Source organism: Paenibacillus sp. CH40, from assembly GCF_024213605.1.
In the GTDB taxonomy this organism is placed as follows: domain Bacteria; phylum Bacillota; class Bacilli; order Paenibacillales; family Paenibacillaceae; genus Paenibacillus; species Paenibacillus polymyxa_B.
The window spans coordinates 517548-536833 of record NZ_JANAVQ010000004.1 but is presented as its reverse complement, the minus strand read 5'-3'; the positions used below and the strand labels follow the sequence as shown (position 1 = coordinate 536833).

Annotated in this window: 14 protein-coding genes and 1 pseudogene; all 15 read left to right on the top strand. The window is 51.0% G+C overall.

Features of this window, described 5'->3' with window-relative positions:
- Positions 1-46 precede the first annotated feature (46 nt).
- Complete coding sequence (locus NLX73_RS15685) at positions 47-2518, top strand: rhamnogalacturonan lyase (protein WP_254326624.1); 2472 nt, start codon at positions 47-49, stop codon at positions 2516-2518.
- A 313-nt stretch (positions 2519-2831) separates the two neighbouring features.
- The gene (gene nifB, locus NLX73_RS15680; protein ID WP_254326623.1) at positions 2832-4331 is read left to right on the top strand and encodes a nitrogenase cofactor biosynthesis protein NifB; all 1500 of its coding nucleotides are present in this window, start codon (positions 2832-2834) and stop codon (positions 4329-4331) included.
- 6 nt (positions 4332-4337) lie between these two features.
- On the top strand, positions 4338-5204 hold the full coding sequence (gene nifH, locus NLX73_RS15675; protein ID WP_061831012.1) for a nitrogenase iron protein: 867 nt from the start codon (positions 4338-4340) through the stop codon (positions 5202-5204).
- An 88-nt stretch (positions 5205-5292) separates the two neighbouring features.
- Positions 5293-6741, top strand: coding sequence for a nitrogenase molybdenum-iron protein alpha chain (nifD, locus tag NLX73_RS15670; RefSeq protein WP_254326622.1), 1449 nt, complete (start codon positions 5293-5295; stop codon positions 6739-6741).
- Positions 6738-8267 carry a nitrogenase molybdenum-iron protein subunit beta gene (nifK, locus tag NLX73_RS15665; protein WP_254326621.1) on the top strand — a complete coding sequence of 510 codons (1530 nt, stop codon included), beginning with the start codon at positions 6738-6740 and terminating at the stop codon, positions 8265-8267. The genes nifD and nifK overlap by 4 nt, the downstream gene beginning before the upstream one ends.
- Before the next feature lie 79 nt (positions 8268-8346).
- Positions 8347-9708 (top strand): nitrogenase iron-molybdenum cofactor biosynthesis protein NifE, encoded by a 1362-nt coding sequence (nifE, locus tag NLX73_RS15660; RefSeq protein ID WP_069291235.1) that lies wholly within the window; start codon positions 8347-8349, stop codon positions 9706-9708.
- Positions 9698-11005, top strand: coding sequence for a nitrogenase iron-molybdenum cofactor biosynthesis protein NifN (gene nifN / locus NLX73_RS15655; RefSeq protein WP_254326620.1), 1308 nt, complete (start codon positions 9698-9700; stop codon positions 11003-11005). The genes nifE and nifN overlap by 11 nt, the downstream gene beginning before the upstream one ends.
- A complete protein-coding gene (locus NLX73_RS15650; RefSeq protein WP_069291237.1) occupies positions 11002-11391 on the top strand; it encodes a NifB/NifX family molybdenum-iron cluster-binding protein in 390 nt (129 codons plus the stop codon). The genes nifN and NLX73_RS15650 overlap by 4 nt, the downstream gene beginning before the upstream one ends.
- Positions 11392-11494: 103 nt before the next feature.
- Positions 11495-12259 carry a HesA/MoeB/ThiF family protein gene (locus tag NLX73_RS15645; RefSeq protein ID WP_254326619.1) on the top strand — a complete coding sequence of 255 codons (765 nt, stop codon included), beginning with the start codon at positions 11495-11497 and terminating at the stop codon, positions 12257-12259.
- Positions 12237-13373 carry a homocitrate synthase/isopropylmalate synthase family protein gene (locus NLX73_RS15640; protein WP_254326618.1) on the top strand — a complete coding sequence of 379 codons (1137 nt, stop codon included), beginning with the start codon at positions 12237-12239 and terminating at the stop codon, positions 13371-13373. The genes NLX73_RS15645 and NLX73_RS15640 overlap by 23 nt, the downstream gene beginning before the upstream one ends.
- Before the next feature lie 241 nt (positions 13374-13614).
- Complete coding sequence (locus NLX73_RS15635; RefSeq protein ID WP_254326663.1) at positions 13615-15351, top strand: ABC transporter ATP-binding protein; 1737 nt, start codon at positions 13615-13617, stop codon at positions 15349-15351.
- On the top strand, positions 15332-17170 hold the full coding sequence (locus NLX73_RS15630) for an ABC transporter ATP-binding protein (protein ID WP_250259226.1): 1839 nt from the start codon (positions 15332-15334) through the stop codon (positions 17168-17170). The genes NLX73_RS15635 and NLX73_RS15630 overlap by 20 nt, the downstream gene beginning before the upstream one ends.
- Positions 17171-17356: 186 nt before the next feature.
- Positions 17357-18013, top strand: coding sequence for a DJ-1/PfpI family protein (locus tag NLX73_RS15625; RefSeq protein WP_250259225.1), 657 nt, complete (start codon positions 17357-17359; stop codon positions 18011-18013).
- Positions 18014-18181: 168 nt separating this feature from the next.
- Positions 18182-18622 (top strand): annotated as a pseudogene (locus NLX73_RS15620) (MFS transporter); the annotation flags it as partial.
- Positions 18615-19274 (top strand): TetR/AcrR family transcriptional regulator, encoded by a 660-nt coding sequence (locus tag NLX73_RS15615; RefSeq protein WP_254326617.1) that lies wholly within the window; start codon positions 18615-18617, stop codon positions 19272-19274. The pseudogene NLX73_RS15620 and the gene NLX73_RS15615, both read left to right, overlap by 8 nt.
- The last annotated feature ends 12 nt before the right edge of the window (positions 19275-19286 follow it).

Here is a 19286-nt window from a genome sequence, read left to right as displayed (position 1 = left end):
CAGGGATTTGCTTGTCATTACAATACAATTGAGGAGGACGACCTGGATGGCTCAAGGGAAAGGCGCATGGCGAAAGAGAAGCTTGACCGCCGCGTTGGCAGCGATGCTGGCGATGACGGGGACAACTGGAGGAGTGGCTGCGGAAGACTTATCCGAACCCACACTGCAGGCGGAATCAGCAATTGCAGTAGAACAGAACCGTAGCGGGAGCATTCAGCTGGAAAAGCTGGATCGCGGACTGGTAGCTGCGGTGACGCAGGAGGGGGTATTTTTAAGCTGGCGGTTATTGGCTCAAGAAGTGAACGGTTACGGTTCAACGGGGCTGACAGGAGCAGACTTTAACGTATATCGTGACGGTAAAAAGATCGTGACGGTGACTGACAGCACCAACTATGTGGATAAGGAAGGAACCGGAAATGCGGTGTACAGAGTAGCTTCAGTCGTAAAAGGCAAAGAAAAGGATCGTAGCGCCAAAGTGAAGCCATGGCAACAGGGTTACTATGAACTTCCTCTTCAAAAGCCTGCCGATGGTGTAACACCAGCGGGTGAATCCTATACCTATTCGGCCAACGACATGAGTGTGGGGGATGTGGATGGAGACGGGCAATATGAATTTTTTGTAAAATGGGACCCGTCGAACTCCAAGGATGTATCTCAGAAGGGGTATACCGGAAATACGTATGTCGATGCGTATACGGCCGAAGGTAAGCTATTGTATCGGATTGATCTGGGCGTGAATATTCGATCAGGTGCACATTATACACAGATGATGGTGTACGATTTTGATGGCGATGGTAAAGCCGAGCTGATGTTCAAAACGGCTCCAGGGACCAAAACGATTTCTTTTGATAAGAAGGGCAAGCCGAAAAAAGAAAAATATATTACTCTGCCACGTGAGGATCGCAAAGCAGGGATTACACATGAGGACGATTACCGTTTGAGCCGCTCGGATTATTATGGGCACGTGGTGAACATGTTCATGAACTGGACGAAGCATGAAGAAGTGGTCAAGGGACAATGGCCTGCTACGCTGGAGGAATGCTTTGGCATCGCTCCGAAGTACAGTTATCCGTTATCCCGAAAGGATGCGGAAAGCCTAACAGACTACTTTATGGATGTATATGCCCCATCACGGAGCGACAAAAACAAGCTGAGAGAGTTCGAGGGCTTTATTGTTGATGGACCGGAGTATTTGACGATTTTCAAGGGGAAAACGGGAGCTGAGCTGGATACCATCCGCTATGAGCCGGAGCGTCATGACGATGGACTCATGTGGGGCGACTACGCTATGGCCCGAATTGAACCCGCCAACCGCGTGGACCGCTTCCTAGCAGGGGTGGCTTACCTGGACGGGCGCAAGCCGTACGCTGTATTTGCACGCGGCTATTATACGCGTTCCACCTTGGCTACCTACACATGGGATGGTCGCCATCTCCAAAAACATTGGATGGTAGACAGTGGCTGGGCACCAATGACCAATCCATTTAACGATAGTCCGCATGGGCGTGATGGAACGGACCCGAAATTTGGCACCTTGACCACACAGGGAGCGCATTCTTTGAGCATGGTGGATGTGGATGGTGACGGCAAGGACGAAATCGTATACGGTTCTGCCACGATTGACCATGATGGCAACCTGTTGTACAGCTCATTTGATGTCATGCCTCCTGAAAGCGCAACTCCGGGCCAAACCGCCAGATTGGGACACGGTGACGCGCTGCATGTAACCGATATTGACCCGGATCGCCCCGGCAAAGAAATCTTTATGGTACATGAAGGTGGCACTTACGCTCCATATGGCTATTCTTTGCGGGATGCCAAAACAGGTGAAATCATTTACGGCGCATATTCCGGCAAGGATACAGGTCGGGGAATGGTCGGTGACATAGACCCGGATCAGCGAGGTCTGGAGACCTGGGCCATAGGCCTGTGGACCGCAGCGGGTAAACAGCTGGATACAAAGATGCCGGGTACCAATATAAGTATCAAATGGGCAGCTGATATGACCACACAAATCGTAAACGGTGCAATTGATGTAACCCCAACCATTGAGGATTGGAAACGAGGTACATTGTTGACCGCCACTGGAACCAAAACGAACAACTATACGAAAGGAACGCCATCGCTGGTAGCCGACATTTTCGGAGATTGGCGCGAGGAAATGCTCGTCCGTACAGCGGATAGCTCAGCAATCCGTATCTATCTGAGCACAGAACCTACGACGCATAAATTATACACGTTGATGCATGATCCGCAGTATCGCATGGATGTGGCACGTCAAAATACCGGGTATAACCAGCCGTCCTACACGAGCTTTTATTTTGCATCCGATATGGATTGGGCGAATGTGCCGATTCCCAAGCTCTACACGCCAAAAGCCTTAATAGAGGAAGAGAGCAGTGACGAAGCGGATGAAGTAGAGGCAGCAGAGGTGGATGAGGCAAAGGCAGCAGAGGTAGATGAAAAAGAAGTCGATGGAACGAAAGTCGATGGGACGGAAATAGATGTGAAGGAATGATAAGCGGAGACTATTTCCCAAAATATATAATAAAAAAATAAAATTTCTTATCTCAAAAGGAGAGCCGTATTTACGGACTCTCTTTTTTTACGTCTTGATGTTATTGAGAATATAAAATGTAACCGCGCACATGTAAAGTGTACGATATATTACTTAACGTAAAATTTGACACATATGTGAAATGAGGATAAATGTCGGGGATTTCATGGAGAAGCGAATTGACTGTATTTGTCCCTGTCTCTAAGATGTAATTATATTCCAGACAAAAACAGAGAATTGTGTAAGGGAATATAACGTAGAGAGGAGGGAATGAATGGATTCTTTAGCTGATCTCTCGGAAACCCCCTTAGTCTTGGAAACCCTCAGACGACATCCCTGTTATAACGAAGAGGCACATCGCTATTTTGCGCGCATTCATCTTCCAGTAGCCCCGGCATGCAATATTCAGTGCCATTATTGCAACCGCAAGTTCGATTGCGTCAATGAAAGCCGTCCCGGCGTTGTTAGTGAACTGCTTACGCCGGAGCAGGCGGCGAGCAAGACCTATGGCGTAGCGGCACAGCTGATGCAACTGTCCGTTGTCGGCATTGCGGGACCTGGAGATCCGCTGGCCAATGCGGAGGCAACCTTCGATACCTTCCGCCGGGTCCGTGAGACAGTTAAGGATGTCATATTCTGTCTCAGCACGAATGGCCTTACCTTGATCAGGCATATCGACAGGATTGTAGAGTTGGGTATCTCGCATGTCACGATCACGATCAATGCTGTAGATCCAGTGGTGGGGAGCCGCATTTATGGATGGGTCTACGATGAAGGAAAACGCTATGCAGGAGAGGAGGCCGCGCGGCTGTTGATTGACCGCCAGCTGGCAGGCTTGAAGATGCTGGCTTCGAGAGACGTATTGTGCAAGGTAAACTCGGTGCTGATTCCCGAAGTCAATGATGCCCATCTGCCAGAGGTAGCCAGGGTGGTCAAGGAGCACGGCGCGGTACTGCACAACATTATGCCGCTCATCATCGCACCCGGCAGTCGATATGAGCAGGAAGGGATGCGGGCCCCCCGTCCCCGTCTGGTCCGGCAGCTGCAGGAGCAATGTGCTGAGGCGGGAGCTGTCATTATGCGCCATTGCCGTCAGTGCAGGGCGGATGCGATTGGACTGCTGGGCGAGGATCGCAATCAGGATTTTACATGGGAGAACATTGCGGCTGCTCCTCCCATGGATGAAGGGGCAAGGGCACAATTTCAGAAAGAACTGGATGAGAAGGTGAGAGTGAGAATGGAACGCAAGGAGGGACAATCGCACCACAAACAACCGTCAACCGGGGGTGGATGTAGCTGCCCGTTATCGGAGGATAAGCCTGAAGCAAGCTTTACCTCAAAGCCAGTCCTAATCGCTGTGGCCAGTCGTGGCGGAGGGAAGGTGAATCAGCATTTCGGTCGTGCCAAGGAATTCATGATCTATGAAAGCGACGGGACTATCGTAAATTTCATAGGCATTCGTAAGGTGCAATCCTACTGCCATGGGAAAGCCGATTGCAATGGAGACAAGGTCGAGACGATGAAGGAGATCCTTTCCATGGTGCATGACTGTGCATTGCTGCTGTCGTCCGGCATAGGCGAAGCCCCCAAAGAGGCATTGCAGGAAGCTGGCGTGCTGCCTATTGTATGCGGCGGGGATATTGAGGAATCCGTTCTGGAATATGTAAAATTTCTGCGTTATATGTATCCTGTGCAGAGCAATAAGGGAAGTAAGCGCAATAAGGGAGTTAAGGGTAATCATTCGGATTTACCCATTGAACATTTTGGAGGCTGAGAAAATATGAGACAAATTGCGTTTTACGGTAAAGGCGGTATCGGCAAATCGACAACCTCGCAGAATACACTGGCTCAGCTCGCGACCAAATTCAAACAAAAAATTATGATCGTAGGCTGTGATCCCAAGGCAGACTCCACCCGTCTTATTCTGAATACGAAGGCCCAACAGACAGTGCTACATCTGGCTGCTGAAAGGGGCACGGTAGAGGATTTGGAGCTGGAGGATGTTGTCCAGAAGGGCTTCGGTGACATTCTGAACGTGGAATGCGGCGGGCCAGAGCCTGGTGTCGGCTGTGCAGGACGCGGCATCATCACAGCCATTAATTTTCTGGAGGAAGAAGGGGCCTACGAAGGGCTGGATTTTGTTTCCTACGATGTACTGGGGGACGTCGTGTGCGGGGGCTTCGCCATGCCGATCCGGGAGAAGAAGGCGCAGGAAATCTACATTGTATGCTCAGGAGAGATGATGGCTATGTACGCTGCCAACAATATTGCGCGCGGAATATTGAAGTATGCCAACAGCGGCGGGGTGCGTTTGGGCGGCTTAATCTGCAACAGCCGGAATACGGACCTGGAAGCGGAACTGATTACAGAGCTTGCAAGAAGACTGAACACGCAGATGATCCACTTTTTGCCGCGTGACAATGTTGTGCAGCACGCTGAGCTGCGCCGTATGACTGTTACCCAATATAACCCGGAACATAAGCAGGCTGCGGAGTATGAAGAGCTGGCAGGTAAGATTTTGAATAACGATATGCTGACGGTTCCTACTCCTATTTCCATGGAAGAGCTAGAGGAGCTATTGATGGAATTCGGCATTATTGAGGATGAAGAAACCGCAATTAACAAAGCAGAGGCGTCTGGGCAGTAGGCTGTAGCCAGAAGGCTTAATGACGGAATCATCGTGTGATGGTGGGGGGAGCTGAACGCACAGCTCGCAGGAGGGAGGAATAGGCCAAATGAGCAGTATTGTGGATAAGGGAAAGCAGATCGTAGAGGAGATACTGGAGGTATATCCCAAGAAGGCCAAGAAGGACCGGACCAAGCATTTTGAGATCGCGGATGAGGAACTTGTGAACTGCGGAACCTGTTCCATTAAGTCCAACATGAAATCACGGCCCGGCGTTATGACAGCAAGGGGCTGTGCTTATGCAGGCTCCAAGGGTGTGGTATGGGGCCCGATTAAAGACATGGTACACATTAGCCATGGTCCCATCGGCTGCGGGCAATACAGTTGGGGTACCCGACGCAATTATGCGAATGGGGTATTGGGCATCGATAATTTTACCGCCATGCAGATTACAAGTAATTTTCAGGAAAAGGATATCGTGTTCGGGGGAGATAAGAAGCTGGAGGTGATCTGCAGGGAAATTAAGGAGATGTTCCCGCTGGCTAAAGGCATCTCCGTACAATCTGAATGTCCGGTCGGACTGATTGGTGATGATATCGGGGCTGTGGCCAAGAAGATGACAGAGGAGCTGGGCATTCCGGTCATTCCTGTACGCTGTGAGGGTTTTCGCGGAGTGAGTCAGTCTCTGGGGCATCACATTGCTAATGATGCTATCCGAGATTTTCTAATGGGGCGCCGGGAGCTAAAGGAGTGCGGGCCTTATGATGTCTCCATTATTGGGGACTACAATATCGGCGGTGATGCCTGGGCCTCGCGCATTTTGCTGGAGGAAATGGGACTGCGGGTCATAGCGCAGTGGTCGGGTGACGGTACGATCAATGAGCTGGGGATTGCCCATAAATCCAAGCTTAATCTGATCCATTGTCATCGTTCCATGAATTATATGTGCACAACGATGGAGCAGGAATACGGAATTCCCTGGATGGAATATAACTTCTTTGGCCCGACCAAGACGATGGAGAGCCTCAGGGCGATTGCTGCCCGCTTTGACGAGACGATTCAGGAAAAATGTGAGCAGGTCATCGCCCAATATATGCCGCAGATGGAGGCGGTCATCCGTAAATACCGCCCACGTCTGGAAGGCAAAAAGGTGATGCTTCTGATTGGCGGACTGCGGGCAAGGCATACCATTGGTGCCTATGAGGATCTGGGTATGGAAATTGTGGCTACAGGCTATGAATTTGCCCATAAGGATGATTACGAAAAGACGTTTCCCGATGTAAAGGAAGGTACTGTTTTGTACGATGATCCAACGGCCTATGAGCTGGAGGAATTGGCCCAGCGGCTGAATATTGACTTAATGGGTGCCGGAGTCAAGGAGAAATACGTGTATCACAAAATGGGCATTCCCTTCCGTCAAATGCACTCTTGGGATTACAGCGGGCCTTATCATGGTTTTGACGGCTTCAAGATTTTTGCACGTGATATGGATATGACCATCAATAGTCCAGTATGGAGCCTGCTGCCATCTCGGCAGACTGCGGAGGTGTCGGTATGAGCGAGGGTCTGAACATTGTCGATCACAATCAGTTGTTTCGGCAGGATAAATATGTGCGCCAGCGTGAGGATAAACGGGCTTTTGAGGCCCCTTGCTCGCCAGAGGAGGTTACCGCCACCCTGGAGTATACCAAGACCAAGGAATACAAGGATAAGAATTTCGCTCGTACAGCCGTAGTTGTGAACCCGGCCAAGGCTTGTCAGCCGCTGGGAGCGGTCATGGCTGCGCTGGGCTTCGAAAAAACGCTCCCGTTCATTCATGGCTCACAGGGCTGTACAGCTTATTTCCGCAGCCATCTTGCCCGCCACTTCAAAGAGCCTGTTCCTGCCGTCTCCACCTCGATGACCGAGGATGCCGCCGTATTCGGTGGGATGCGCAACCTCATTGACGGTATAGAGAACTGCATTGCCTTGTATCAGCCGGAGATGATTGCGGTATGCACGACCTGTATGGCAGAGGTGATCGGGGATGATCTGTCTGCCTTCCTGGCCAATGCCCGTCAGGAGGGAGCCCTTCCCGAGGATATGCCGGTTCCTTTTGCCAATACCCCCAGCTTCTCCGGTTCACATATTACAGGCTATGACGTCATGCTGCGCTCTGTGCTGGAGACGCTGTATAACAAGTCAGGCCGGACGCCGCAGCCTGGTCATGAATTGAAGCTGAATGTATTGCTCGGGTTTGACGGGTATACAGGCAATTTTGCCGAAATGCGGCGCATGCTGGGGATGTTCGGCGCTACGTATACCATTCTGGGTGACCACAGCAGTAATTTTGATTCAGGGGCTACTGGAGAGTACAGCTACTATTACGGGGGAACGCCGCTTGAAGATGTGCCCAAGGCCGCAGATGCTGCAGGCACGTTGGCGATCCAGCAGTACTCTCTTCGTAAAACATTAGGTTATATGAAGCAAACCTGGGGGCAGCAGGTGTCCTCCATCTCCACACCGCTGGGCATCCGGGCTACAGATCGGTTGCTTGAGGAGATTAGCCGCCTGTCTGGAAGAGAAATTCCCGAGGCATTGAAGCAGGAGCGCGCCCGAATTGTGGATGCCATGATGGATTCGCATGCTTATCTGCACGGCAAACGAGTGGCTATGGCGGGAGACCCGGATATGCTCATCGGCCTGATTGGTTTTTGTCTGGAGCTGGGCATGGAGCCGGTGCATATTGTTTGCTCCAATGGGGACCGGAAATTTGAGAAGGAAGCAGAGCTTCTGCTGAAATCCAGCCCTTACGGTGCAGAAGCCACGGTTCATTCCGGTCAGGATTTGTGGCATATGCGTTCGCTGCTGTTCCAGGACCCAGTAGACCTGGCTATTGGTAGCTCCCACCTGAAGTTCGCGGCGAAAGAAGCGAAAATTCCATTGCTGCGTGTGGGCTTTCCGATCTTCGACAGGCATCATCTGCATCGTTATCCGATTATCGGCTACCAGGGTGCGCTGAATCTGCTTACCCAATTCGTGAATACCGTACTGGATGTCATGGAGGAGCAGGCTCCGGATCATAGCTTTGATCTAGTGCGCTAATTGATGTATCGCGTAGATGGAAGTTGACAACTTGGCTTGTAATTTCAATGGATTCTATCTGAAATAAGGGGGGTTGCGGATGGAGCCGGCTGTGTCTAACGGAAGGCTGGAGGTATCCTGCGGCAAAAAAATTCCCAAAAGCACGCCCTGTCCCCGGCCTGTGCCGGGGGAGGCTTCGGGTGGCTGCTCCTTTGACGGGGCCCAGATTACACTGATCCCCATTGCAGATGCGGCTCATCTGGTGCACGGGCCGATTGCGTGTCTCGGCAATAGCTGGGAGAGCAGAGGCAGCCTGTCCAGCGGCCCGGAGCTGTCGGCGTATGGCTTCACTACTGATCTTGGAGAACAGGACATCATTTTTGGTAGTGAACAAAAGCTGCATGAATCGATCCGCTACATTGTCAGCCGCTTTGCTCCTCCCGCTGTATTCGTCTATACCACATGCGTCACAGCCCTCACGGGTGAAGATATCGAGGGAGTTTGCAAGGCTGAATCAGAGCAGCTGGGAACGCCGATCATTCCGGTGAACAGCCCGGGATTTGTGGGCAGCAAGAATCTCGGGACCCGGCTGGCCGGAGACGTGCTGTTCCAGCATATTATCGGCAGCACCGAGCCGGAACAGACAACCTCCCATGATATCAATCTCATTGGGGAATACAATATCGCCGGCGAGATGTGGCATATCGAGCGGCTGATGCAGCAGGCGGGAATGAGTATCCTGTCCCGAATTACCGGAGACGGTCGGTTCCGTGAGGTGGGATGGGCGCATCGTGCCAAGGCCAATATGGTCGTATGCAGCCGGGCTTTGCTGGGTCTGGCAGTCCAAATGGAGCGTAAATACGGCATTCCTTATTTTGAAGGTTCATTTTATGGAGCAAAGGAGACGAGTTATTCCTTGCGACAGATGGCTTACCTGACCGGAGATCGTGATGTGGAGCGACGGGTGGATAAGCTGGCCGCACGGGAGGAAATGAGGCTATCGCTGGAGCTCGAGCCCTACCGCAAGCAGCTGAAAGGAAAGCGGGCAGTGCTCTATACCGGGGGTGTAAAGAGCTGGTCTGTCATTACGGCTTTGCAGGAGCTGGGCATTAAGGTGGTTGGTGTAGGCACGAACAAAAGCACTGCCGAGGATGTATCCCGGATTGCTGACCGTATCGGAGATGATGCGGAATACATCCCGGAAGGCGGCGCCCGGCAGATTCTCAAGACCGTACGGAGCCGCAAGGCAGACATGGTCATTGCCGGGGGCCGGAACATGTATATGGCGCTTAAGGAACAAATTCCTTTTGTGGACATCAATCAAGAACGGCACAAAGCCTATGCGGGCTATGACGGGCTGTTATCTCTGGCGAAACAGCTTGTGCATACGCTACAGCATCCGGTATGGGAACTGACCGCCAAATTGGCTCCATGGGAGGAGGAGACGGAATTTGCCGATTAAATCCGCCACGAAGCCTGTCAGTGTCAACCCGCTCAAGGTAGGACAGCCTTTGGGCGGCGTGCTAGCTCTGCAGGGAATGTATCGCTCAATGCCTTTGCTGCACGGCGCTCAGGGCTGCTCGGCCTTCTCCAAGGCGCTGCTGACTCGCCATTTTCGAGAGCCGATTGCCGTTCAGACCTCTGCGCTGCAAGAGATGGACGTTATATTTGATGCAGACCGGAATCTGGAGGAGGCACTGGATCATATCTGGTCCAAACACCATCCAGATGTCATCGGCGTTATCAGCACGGCCCTCACCGAGGTGGCAGGCGTTGATTTTCAGTCTAGGGTAAAGGCGTTCAAGCGAGAACGGGCCTTGAAGGACAGTTTGCTGTTTTCTATATCGCTGCCTGATTTTCACGGCTCTCTGGAGACGGGCTACAGCAGTACAGTAGAGTCGCTAATGGATGCTGTACTCGGGTTAGCCGGAGGCAAGTCCCCCAAAAAACAGCGCCGGACGCAGGTCAATCTGCTGCCGGCTTCTTATCTGACTGCCGGAGATGTCATGGAAATCAAGGATATTATCGCTTCCTTCGGCCTGGAGGTTATCACACTCCCCGATATCTCCACTTCCTTGTCCGGCCACCTGCTGACAGGTTTTTCCCCTTTGACGAGAGGGGGGACTCCGCTGGATTCAGCCTGCCAGATGCTGGAGTCTTCCTGCACCATTGCCATTGGCGCGAGCATGGAGCGTCCGGCGCGCAGGCTGACTCATGCCGCAGGCATTCCCTACCACTTGTTCACGGGTCTGTCTGGCTTGGCCGCGAGCGATGTGTTCATACATTTTCTGCAGAAAATCAGCCGCGAGCCAGCCCCTGTTCGCTTCCGCTGGCAGCGTGAAAATCTGTTGGACAGCATGCTGGATGCCCATTTCTATTATTCCGGCGCTTCCGCTGTAGTGGCCCTAGAACCGGATCATATGCTGTCGACCGCAGCCTGGCTGGAGGAGATGGGAGTGGAACTGAAGCGGCTAATTACACCCTGCACCACGCCCGCACTGCAAAAGACAGAACGGGAAGTCTGGATCGGTGATCTGGATGATGCAGAGGAGAGCGCGCAGGGCGTTGATTTGTGGATCAGCAATTCACATGGAAGAAAGGGAGCGGCACGGGCTGGCGCCTCATTCGTGCCGGCAGGCTTGCCGGTGTATGACGAGCTGGGCGCCCACACATCCGTAAGCGTCGGATACCGTGGAACCATGGAGTGGGTGAACAAAGTAGGCAATGTATTGCTTGCCGAGGGGGGGAAGGGAGGATGAAGGTTGCATTTGCGACGGAAGACGGTGTGCTTGTGAATGCTCATTTTGGACAGAGTCCCATGTTCACTGTATTCGAAATCCGGCACTCAGGCGTTCAGTTCCTGGAGCATCGGCGGATAGCCCTGGGAAGCGATGAGAACGAGGCGGGCAAGATCGCCAGCCGAATTGGCTTGATTGAGGATTGTGCATTGATCTTTCTGGTACAGATTGGCGCTTCGGCCGCCGCACAGGTTACCAAGCGGACCATTATGCCTGTGAAGGTGGCCTTCGGTAGCACCATTGAGGAGCAGGTCCAGCGTCTCCAGAATATGCTGGCTCGCAATCCGCCCATGTGGCTTGCCAAAATCCTGCACGCTGAGGAGGGCAGCGGCAAAGCCGAATCATGAGCCTTCAGTAAGGAAGAATAACCGAAGAACAACCAGATATGGTGTCAAGATCCTGCGGACCGAATATCTTAATGGCGGGGCCGCACATGGAGGAGGTGGACGAATGGTACAGCTGCTGGAAGACAGTAGATACGGACGCCAGTTGAAGCTGTTGGGAACGGAAGGTCAGAACAGGCTAAAGCAGGCTACTGTTATGGTTGCTGGCATCGGAGGATTGGGAGGGACAGCGGCCATGTACCTGGCCGCTGCCGGAGTGGGAAAGCTGATATTGGCCCATGAGGGCGTAATCCATCTGCCCGATATGAACCGGCAGGTGCTGATGGACAGCGGGCGAATCGGGGAGGAACGGATGGAGACGGCATTGCAGCATTTGCATCGTATTAACCCAGAGACCCAACTTGAGGGCCACGCCCACAGAATCACGGAAGAATCTTCTGGACCATGGGTAGAAGCGGCGGATATCGTGATTGATGCAAGGTATGACTTTCCGGAAAGATATGCGCTGAACAGACTATGTGTTCGACATGGCAGACCGATGATAGAAGCGGCCATGTACGCCTATGAAGTCTCATTGATGACCATTGATCCCGGTAGGACGGCATGCCTGGAATGTCTCTACCCGGAAGGAGGACAGCCCTGGGAGCCTCTGGGATTCCCGGTTCTGGGAGCTACCTCCGGTTTGATTGGCTGTATGGCTGCACTGGAAGCGGTCAAATGGATTACAGATGCGGGCAATCTGTTCACTGACCGTATGTACCGTATGAATGTGCTGGATATGAGCAGCTGCACCATAGCAGTCAAACGCAACCCGTGTTGTCCTTGCTGCGGAACGGGAGGGGATATAGATGAGTCAGTTGCATATTTGTGATACGACACTTCGTGACGGAGAACAGGCTCCGGGCGTTGCCTTTTCGGCCGAGGAGAAAACTGAAATTGCCATCATGCTGGACTCGGCGGGGGTGGAGCAGGCTGAGATCGGAATTCCGGCAATGGGAAAGGCGGAGTGCAGGTCTATTGCCAGGATTGCTGCTCTCGGACTTCAGATGAAGCTAATGACCTGGAATCGCGCGGTGTTCACGGATATTGATGCAGCTGAATCGACAGGCGTCGGCTGGGCCCATATTTCGGTTCCCGTGTCGACGGTGCAGATGAAGTCCAAGCTGGGTATGAATCCTGAGCAGGTGACAGAGCTGATCCGCAAGTCTGTTGATTACGGTCAGTGTAAAGAATTGACTGTTTCCGTAGGCTTTGAGGATGCTTCAAGGGCAGATGACCTGTTCCTTGAGCAGTTGGCGAATCAGCTCTACAGGGATGGCATCCGGCGCTTCAGATATGCCGATACGCTGTCTGTTCACCATCCCGCTGCGATAGCTGCCCGTATAGACAGGCTTGTATCACGCGTACCGCAGGATGTGGAGCTTGAGATTCACTGTCATAATGATTATGGTCTAGCGCTTGCCAATACCCTGGCAGCTTTGCAGGCGGGAGCTGTCTGGGCCAGTACCACGGTGTCAGGACTTGGGGAAAGGGCAGGCAATACGGCGCTGGAGGAGGTGGTGATGTCGTGGAGGGACCTATATCAAGGAACCTGCAGCGTCCGTCCCGAACTGCTGAACCCGCTGGCTGCACTGGTGTCCAAAGCCTCCAACCGAATCGTTCCCGAAGGCAAGCCAATTGTGGGAGACATGGTATTCGCCCATGAATCCGGCATACATATCAACGGTCTGCTAAAGGAGCGTGCCGCCTATCAGACCCTTGATCCAACCGAGCTGGGCACTGACCATTCGTTCGTACTCGGCAAGCATTCGGGCAGAAGTGCAGTTCAATATATGCTGGAGCAGGAAGGAATCGAGGCAGGCTCCGGTGAAATCAAGTTTGTGCTGGAGCGACTTCGCCTAGTCGGTGAAGATCCCAAGCGTGTCATCCATAGCGCGGATTTAAGGCGCTGGCTGCAGTATTATCCGGCAGAGCTGCCAAAATAACCGAAAAGGCGTTCCCATCCGGTAAGTGTGACCGTGACTGGAACGCTTTCTTGTATATCTTTTAATTTCACAACCGGAGTCTCCAATTTGCTGGTTAAACGAAGCCGTTCAGAAGGGTATAATAAAATATAGTGCTGTATAAAGTGCGTATATATGGTTTTACAGCAGGTCTTGATTCATATAACCATGACACGCTGATCTGGAAGGACGGCTATGGGCAATTGGAGGAATGCTTGTGGGAATGATGTTTTCTTTTCTAAAAAAATATCGGGTTCCAGCCATCGCAGCGCTCGTGATGATGTTGCTGGAATTGACGGTAGAGCTATCGCAGCCATATTTGATCTCTAAAATCATTGATGAGGGCATCCGACAGCAGGATTTGTCCGTCGTCTGGTTATGGGGCAGTGTACTGGTGGGGAGTGCCGTTATCGCTTTTATGGCGGGCATATCCAGCTCTTTTTTTGCTTCACATGCAAGTCAGGGCTTCGGCTATGATTTGCGGGAAAAGCTGTACCGTAAAGTGCAATCCTTTTCGTATCCTGTGTTTAAACGTTTTGCCACTTCGTCGCTGATTACGCGTCTGACCGGGGATGTCACGCAAGTACAGGATACGGTGTTTATGAGCCTGCGGTTTATGACACGGGTTCCGCTTGTAGTCATCGGCAGTATTGTGATGGCACTGGTTGTACATTTCAGGCTTGGGCTGCTATTGGCGGTTATGGCCCCGGTGCTGTTCGTGTTTGTGCTGGTGATGATGCGGCGAACGGTCACTTTATTTAAGGGTGTCCAGCGTCGCCTGGATGACGTTAACGGAGTGATTCAGGAGAATCTGACAGGCATCCGACTCATCCGGGTTTTTGTGCGGATGCGGCATGAAATCGAACGTTTTGCCCATTACGGAGGCGAGTTGATGAAAGGGACGGTGTCCGCTCTACGCTGGACAGAAACGACGATGCCGTTCATTTTGTTTACGATGAATGCAGGGATTATTGCAGTACTTTGGTTTGGACGCGGCCAAATTTCCACTGGGGATGCCAGTGTAGGACAGGTGGTTGCAGTCGTCAATTATTCACTGCGGACGATTGGGGCCTTGTCTGCCTTGTCGGGTATCGTTGTTGTATTTTCCCGAGCTACTGCATCTACCGGGCGGATTCGAGAGATATTGGACACAGCTAATGAAGATGGGTCAGAGATGGAGTCTGTTTCAACACATCATACACGGATTAAGGGACAGGTGGAAATGGACCGGGTGAGCTTTCATTATCCGGGCAGTGATCTGGCTGTACTAAAGGATATCTCTTTTAGGGCGCGACCGGGCGAGCGGATAGCTATTATGGGGGCCACTGGCTCGGGAAAATCTTCACTTGTGCAGTTGATTACACGTCTGTATGAAGAAGATGAAGGTCATGTGCGCTTTGACGGAAAGGACGCTCGTGAACTGGATGCGTCCATATTACGAGAGGCGATTGGCTATGTCCCTCAGGAGGTACTGCTATTCACCGGCTCGATTCGGGATAATATTGCTTGGGGGCTGGAGAATGCGAGCCTGGAGCAAATTGAGGAAGCCGCACGCATGGCGCAAATCCATAATATGATTGAACACTTGCCGCAAGGCTATGACACGATGCTCGGGCAGCGTGGCGTCAATCTGTCTGGCGGACAGAAACAGCGGCTTTCGATTGCCCGCGCACTGGTGCGCCAGCCGGCAGTGCTGATTTTGGACGACAGCACAAGTGCGCTGGATGTAGGGACAGAAGCAGCACTACTGAATGCACTCGATGGTCTGTCCTGCACGACATTTCTCATTACGCAGAAGATCAGCTCGACCGCATCGGCAAATCAGATTTTACTGCTGGATGAGGGTCGCCTGATGGCAAGTGGAAGCCATGAGCATCTCATGGATAGTTCGGATCTGTATCGGCGTATCTATGAATCACAATATGGAAAGGAGGAGTCGCATGTTCAAGGAACTCATTGAACCGTTCCGTCAGCCTACACCGCCGTCTGGTGTGCTGCGAAATCCGGCGGGAGCTGAAGGACGCCACAAGGCCAAAGCGAAGAACTGGTTTGGCACCTTAGGACGGATATGGGCTTATCTGGCTCGCCGTAAGGCCAAACTGATGCTGGTACTGTTCATGGTCCTGCTCAGCTCCGGGCTAGCTCTGCTGGGTCCATATCTGGTCGGCGTAGCGGTGGATGATTTTCTCGAAGGTCCGGGTGGACGCATGTGGATTTATTTTCTCATCGGATTAGGAGCTGTATATCTGCTCAACTCGCTGACCTCCTGGCTGCAAAATATCTGGATGATCGAGATTGCCCAAGAGACGGTGTACCGCATGCGTTTCGATCTGTTTTCACATTTGCATCGACTACCAATTCCTTTCTACGGCAAACGTCAGCAGGGAGAGATCATGAGCCGTTTGACCAATGATATCGAAAATGTCAGTTCTACGCTGAACAGCTCCGCCATTCAGATTTTTTCGAGCATATTGACGCTAATCGGTACACTCACGGTGATGCTGTGGTTAAGCCCGCTGATGACCCTGCTAACTTTTATCGTGGTGCCGTTAATGGCTGCCGGGATGCGCTGGATCACACGTCGTACCGGGCCCTTATATAAGGAACGCCAGAAGAATGTGGGCGAACTGAACGGATACATCGAAGAAACGCTGTCCGGGCAGCAGATTATTAAAGCATTTTCGCAGGAAAAGAGAGTCATCCATGGTTTTGGCGAGCGTAATGACCGTATTCGGCTGTCGGGTTTCTGGGCCCAAACGATTTCAGGCTTCATACCGAAGCTGATGAACGGACTGAATAATCTCAGCTTTGCTATTGTAGCGGGGATCGGTGGGATTTTGGCCATTCGTGGCTCCATTACTATAGGTACAATTATTGTATTCGTAGAATATGCCCGCCAGTTCACCAGACCGCTGAACGATTTGGCTAACCAGTGGAACACCCTGCTGTCTGCCATTGCCGGAGCTGAGCGTGTATTTGAAATATTGGATGAAGATGAAGAGTCCAAGGATGAACGCGGGGCAGTGGAAGTAGGGCATGTAGAGGGGGCGGTGCGGTTTACGGATGTTTCCTTCGGTTATGATGAGGGAAGCGCTACGCTGGAAGGTATTTCTTTTGAAGCCAAACCTGGTGAAATGATCGCACTAGTCGGCCCGACCGGGGCAGGGAAAACGACACTGATCCAGCTCCTTTCCAGATTCTATAGCCCTGACAAGGGAACGATTACGCTGGACGGGCGCGACATTATTACCATCCGGCGTGAAAGCTTGCGTTCCCGCATGGCATTTGTGCTACAGGACTCCTTCCTGTTTCAGGGGACGATTCGTGAAAATATCCGCTTCGGCAGACTGGACGCCACCGATGAGGAGGTTGAACAAGCATCGAAACTGGCCAACGCCCATTCCTTTATCATGCGGATGAAGGACGGATACGACAAGGTGCTGGAAGTGAATGGCAGCGGCATCAGTCAAGGGCAAAAACAGCTGCTGGCTATTGCCCGTGCTATTTTAGCCAACCCTTCTATCCTTGTACTCGACGAGGCAACCAGCAGCATCGACACCATTACTGAGATGAAGATACAAGAAGGACTGGAGCGGCTTATGCAGGGTCGAACAAGTTTCGTCATCGCGCATCGGCTGAATACCATTCGTCAGGCTGACCGGATTCTGGTCTTGAAGGATGGCCGTCTGGAGGAGCAGGGTTCTCATGATGAACTGCTGGCTCACAAAGGCTTTTACAGTGATTTATATTATGGTCAGTTGAGGAAGCAAAGCTCTTAAGCGGCTCGCGATTAACAGCTTTGCAGGTATACTTAAAAAGGGCTACCCCGGGGTGGTCCTTTTTAAGTATACCTTATTACAGGTACCTACTATTAAAGGTTTACATCAGAAATATACCCATACCCCGTATATGTATGTTAGTATGGATGTGCAAGAATAAAATCCCACTTCAAAGGAGAGAGCATCATGAAAATCGCAATCATGCTTTTCGATGGAATTACAGCGTTAGATGCAATAGGTCCATACGATGTGTTTGCTGCTACACTGAAATGTGAAGTGAAGTTTGTCGCTAAGCAAAAAGGGTTAATCAAGCTGGACTCAAATATGGGTTATTTGCATGCCGATTACAGTTTTTCTGAAGTTAATTCAGCTGATATTCTTGTTGTTCCTGGATGCAGTCCGCCAAATTATAAAACCCCAATGAATGACGAAGAAACGTTAAATTGGATTCGCCAAATACATGAAACTACAAAATGGACCACGTCGGTTTGTAACGGCTCTTTGATTTTGAGCGCAGCAGGCTTGTTAAATGGAACCGTAGCCACCAGTCATTGGGGTTCCTTAGACCTGCTCCAATCTCTTGGAGCCATTCCAACAGATGAGAGAGTGGTTCGTCAGGGCAAAATGGTTACAGCAGCCGGTGTCTCCTCTGGTATTGATATGGCACTCCAGTTAATAGCTTGGGAATTGGGAGAAGACATGAGTAAAGGAGTCCAGCTGATTTTGGAATACGATCCTCAGCCTCCGTTTGACACGGGTTCACCCAAGAAAGCTCCTGCTAAATTGGTAGAACAAATAAGAGGCATGTTACAGGAGTTTGCAAAACAGGAGCCCAATAGCTAGGCTTAATAGGTTTGTATTTTTATTTACAATGGCCCCTATTTCAACTAATATGGTTTACACATAGTAAAGGGTTACATAGTGTAAATGGTTGGAGGGGGTTACAAACATGAGCAGCTTACCTAAGTCTGCTACATTTCCACTTTTCATTCTGATGCTGAATTTGTTTATTGCATCATTACGGTTGGTGCAATTATAGGCATCGTTGTGCAGATATGGCTGCTCGATTATCTCATCAAGAGACTTGGAGAGATGAGGCTAATACGTCTCTCTTTGATCATGACAGCCATCGCTTTATTGTTAATGTTACTTAAGATCAATTTAGGTTATTTGCTGGCGGTATCGGCACTGTTTTTTGCTTTTAATGCCTTCCTAAGGCCAACTGTAAGTACAATGATCGCGAACTCAGCTGGTGATCGTCAAGGATATGCCGCCGGATTGAATACGACGTATACTAGCCTAGGCAATATATTGGGGCCTATTTTAGCGGGTTTGTTGTTTGACAAGCACATTCATATTCCTTATATTTTTGGTGCACTTATTCTTGCATCTGCCCTTTTCTTAACCTTACAAAAACCAAAAAATGAGAAACGGATGGTTGCTAATGACTGAGAACTGGCACCAGAATTTGAAAAACAAAAATCGGGAAGAGCTCATTGCTGCTGCGAAGGAACTTTTTATGAAGCAAAGCTTTCTCAAAGTTAATGTTAAGGATGTATGCAACGTGGCTGGTGTAAGTCGGGTCACATTCTATAAGCACTTTCAGTCCATGAACGAACTGATCTTTGAGGTTCAGATGGAAATCCTGGAGAGCATGACCGAATTTGTTAGAAGGGCGCCTTCAGCCGAAATGAGCGGTAAGAAGATGCTTACTTCGATGCTTGATGCATGGATTGATTACGCTTGGCAACATCCGGAATACATCAAGTTTATTCTTTTATTCGATCTGCATTACGAAGCTTATGGTTCAAATCAAGAACTCAAAGAACAGTACAAAAATTTTGTTAGCAGGGGAAAGGAACGACATTTCCTGATGGATGCTCTGGAAGCTGGATTCCAAGATGGATCATTGAAGTCTGATACGGAACCCTTAAAGACCGCTCATTTTATCTTCACGTCTATGATGGGTATACTCCAGAAAATGAGTCTGACGTCCAAGGACGATTGGAATAACGAACTTGAGGATATACAAATTGCTAACCGATTTGTGGGAATGTTGATTCAGTATTTAAGTCCAGAAAGCGGTAAATCCCCAACCTTTTAGGCAGAAGTCGCC

What these genes read in the sequence shown, in the direction of transcription:
- NLX73_RS15635 (WP_254326663.1), top strand. Translation starts at nt 13,615, where the DNA reads ATGATGTTTTCTTTTCTAAAAAAATATCGGGTTCCAGCCATCGCAGCG.
- NLX73_RS15615 (WP_254326617.1), top strand. Translation starts at nt 18,615, where the DNA reads ATGACTGAGAACTGGCACCAGAATTTGAAAAACAAAAATCGGGAAGAG.
- NLX73_RS15640 (WP_254326618.1), top strand. Translation starts at nt 12,237, where the DNA reads ATGAGTCAGTTGCATATTTGTGATACGACACTTCGTGACGGAGAACAG.
- NLX73_RS15650 (WP_069291237.1), top strand. Translation starts at nt 11,002, where the DNA reads ATGAAGGTTGCATTTGCGACGGAAGACGGTGTGCTTGTGAATGCTCAT.
- nifE (WP_069291235.1), top strand. Translation starts at nt 8,347, where the DNA reads ATGGAGCCGGCTGTGTCTAACGGAAGGCTGGAGGTATCCTGCGGCAAA.
- NLX73_RS15645 (WP_254326619.1), top strand. Translation starts at nt 11,495, where the DNA reads ATGGTACAGCTGCTGGAAGACAGTAGATACGGACGCCAGTTGAAGCTG.
- nifH (WP_061831012.1), top strand. Translation starts at nt 4,338, where the DNA reads ATGAGACAAATTGCGTTTTACGGTAAAGGCGGTATCGGCAAATCGACA.
- NLX73_RS15685 (WP_254326624.1), top strand. Translation starts at nt 47, where the DNA reads ATGGCTCAAGGGAAAGGCGCATGGCGAAAGAGAAGCTTGACCGCCGCG.
- nifK (WP_254326621.1), top strand. Translation starts at nt 6,738, where the DNA reads ATGAGCGAGGGTCTGAACATTGTCGATCACAATCAGTTGTTTCGGCAG.
- NLX73_RS15630 (WP_250259226.1), top strand. Translation starts at nt 15,332, where the DNA reads ATGTTCAAGGAACTCATTGAACCGTTCCGTCAGCCTACACCGCCGTCT.
- nifD (WP_254326622.1), top strand. Translation starts at nt 5,293, where the DNA reads ATGAGCAGTATTGTGGATAAGGGAAAGCAGATCGTAGAGGAGATACTG.
- nifB (WP_254326623.1), top strand. Translation starts at nt 2,832, where the DNA reads ATGGATTCTTTAGCTGATCTCTCGGAAACCCCCTTAGTCTTGGAAACC.
- NLX73_RS15625 (WP_250259225.1), top strand. Translation starts at nt 17,357, where the DNA reads ATGAAAATCGCAATCATGCTTTTCGATGGAATTACAGCGTTAGATGCA.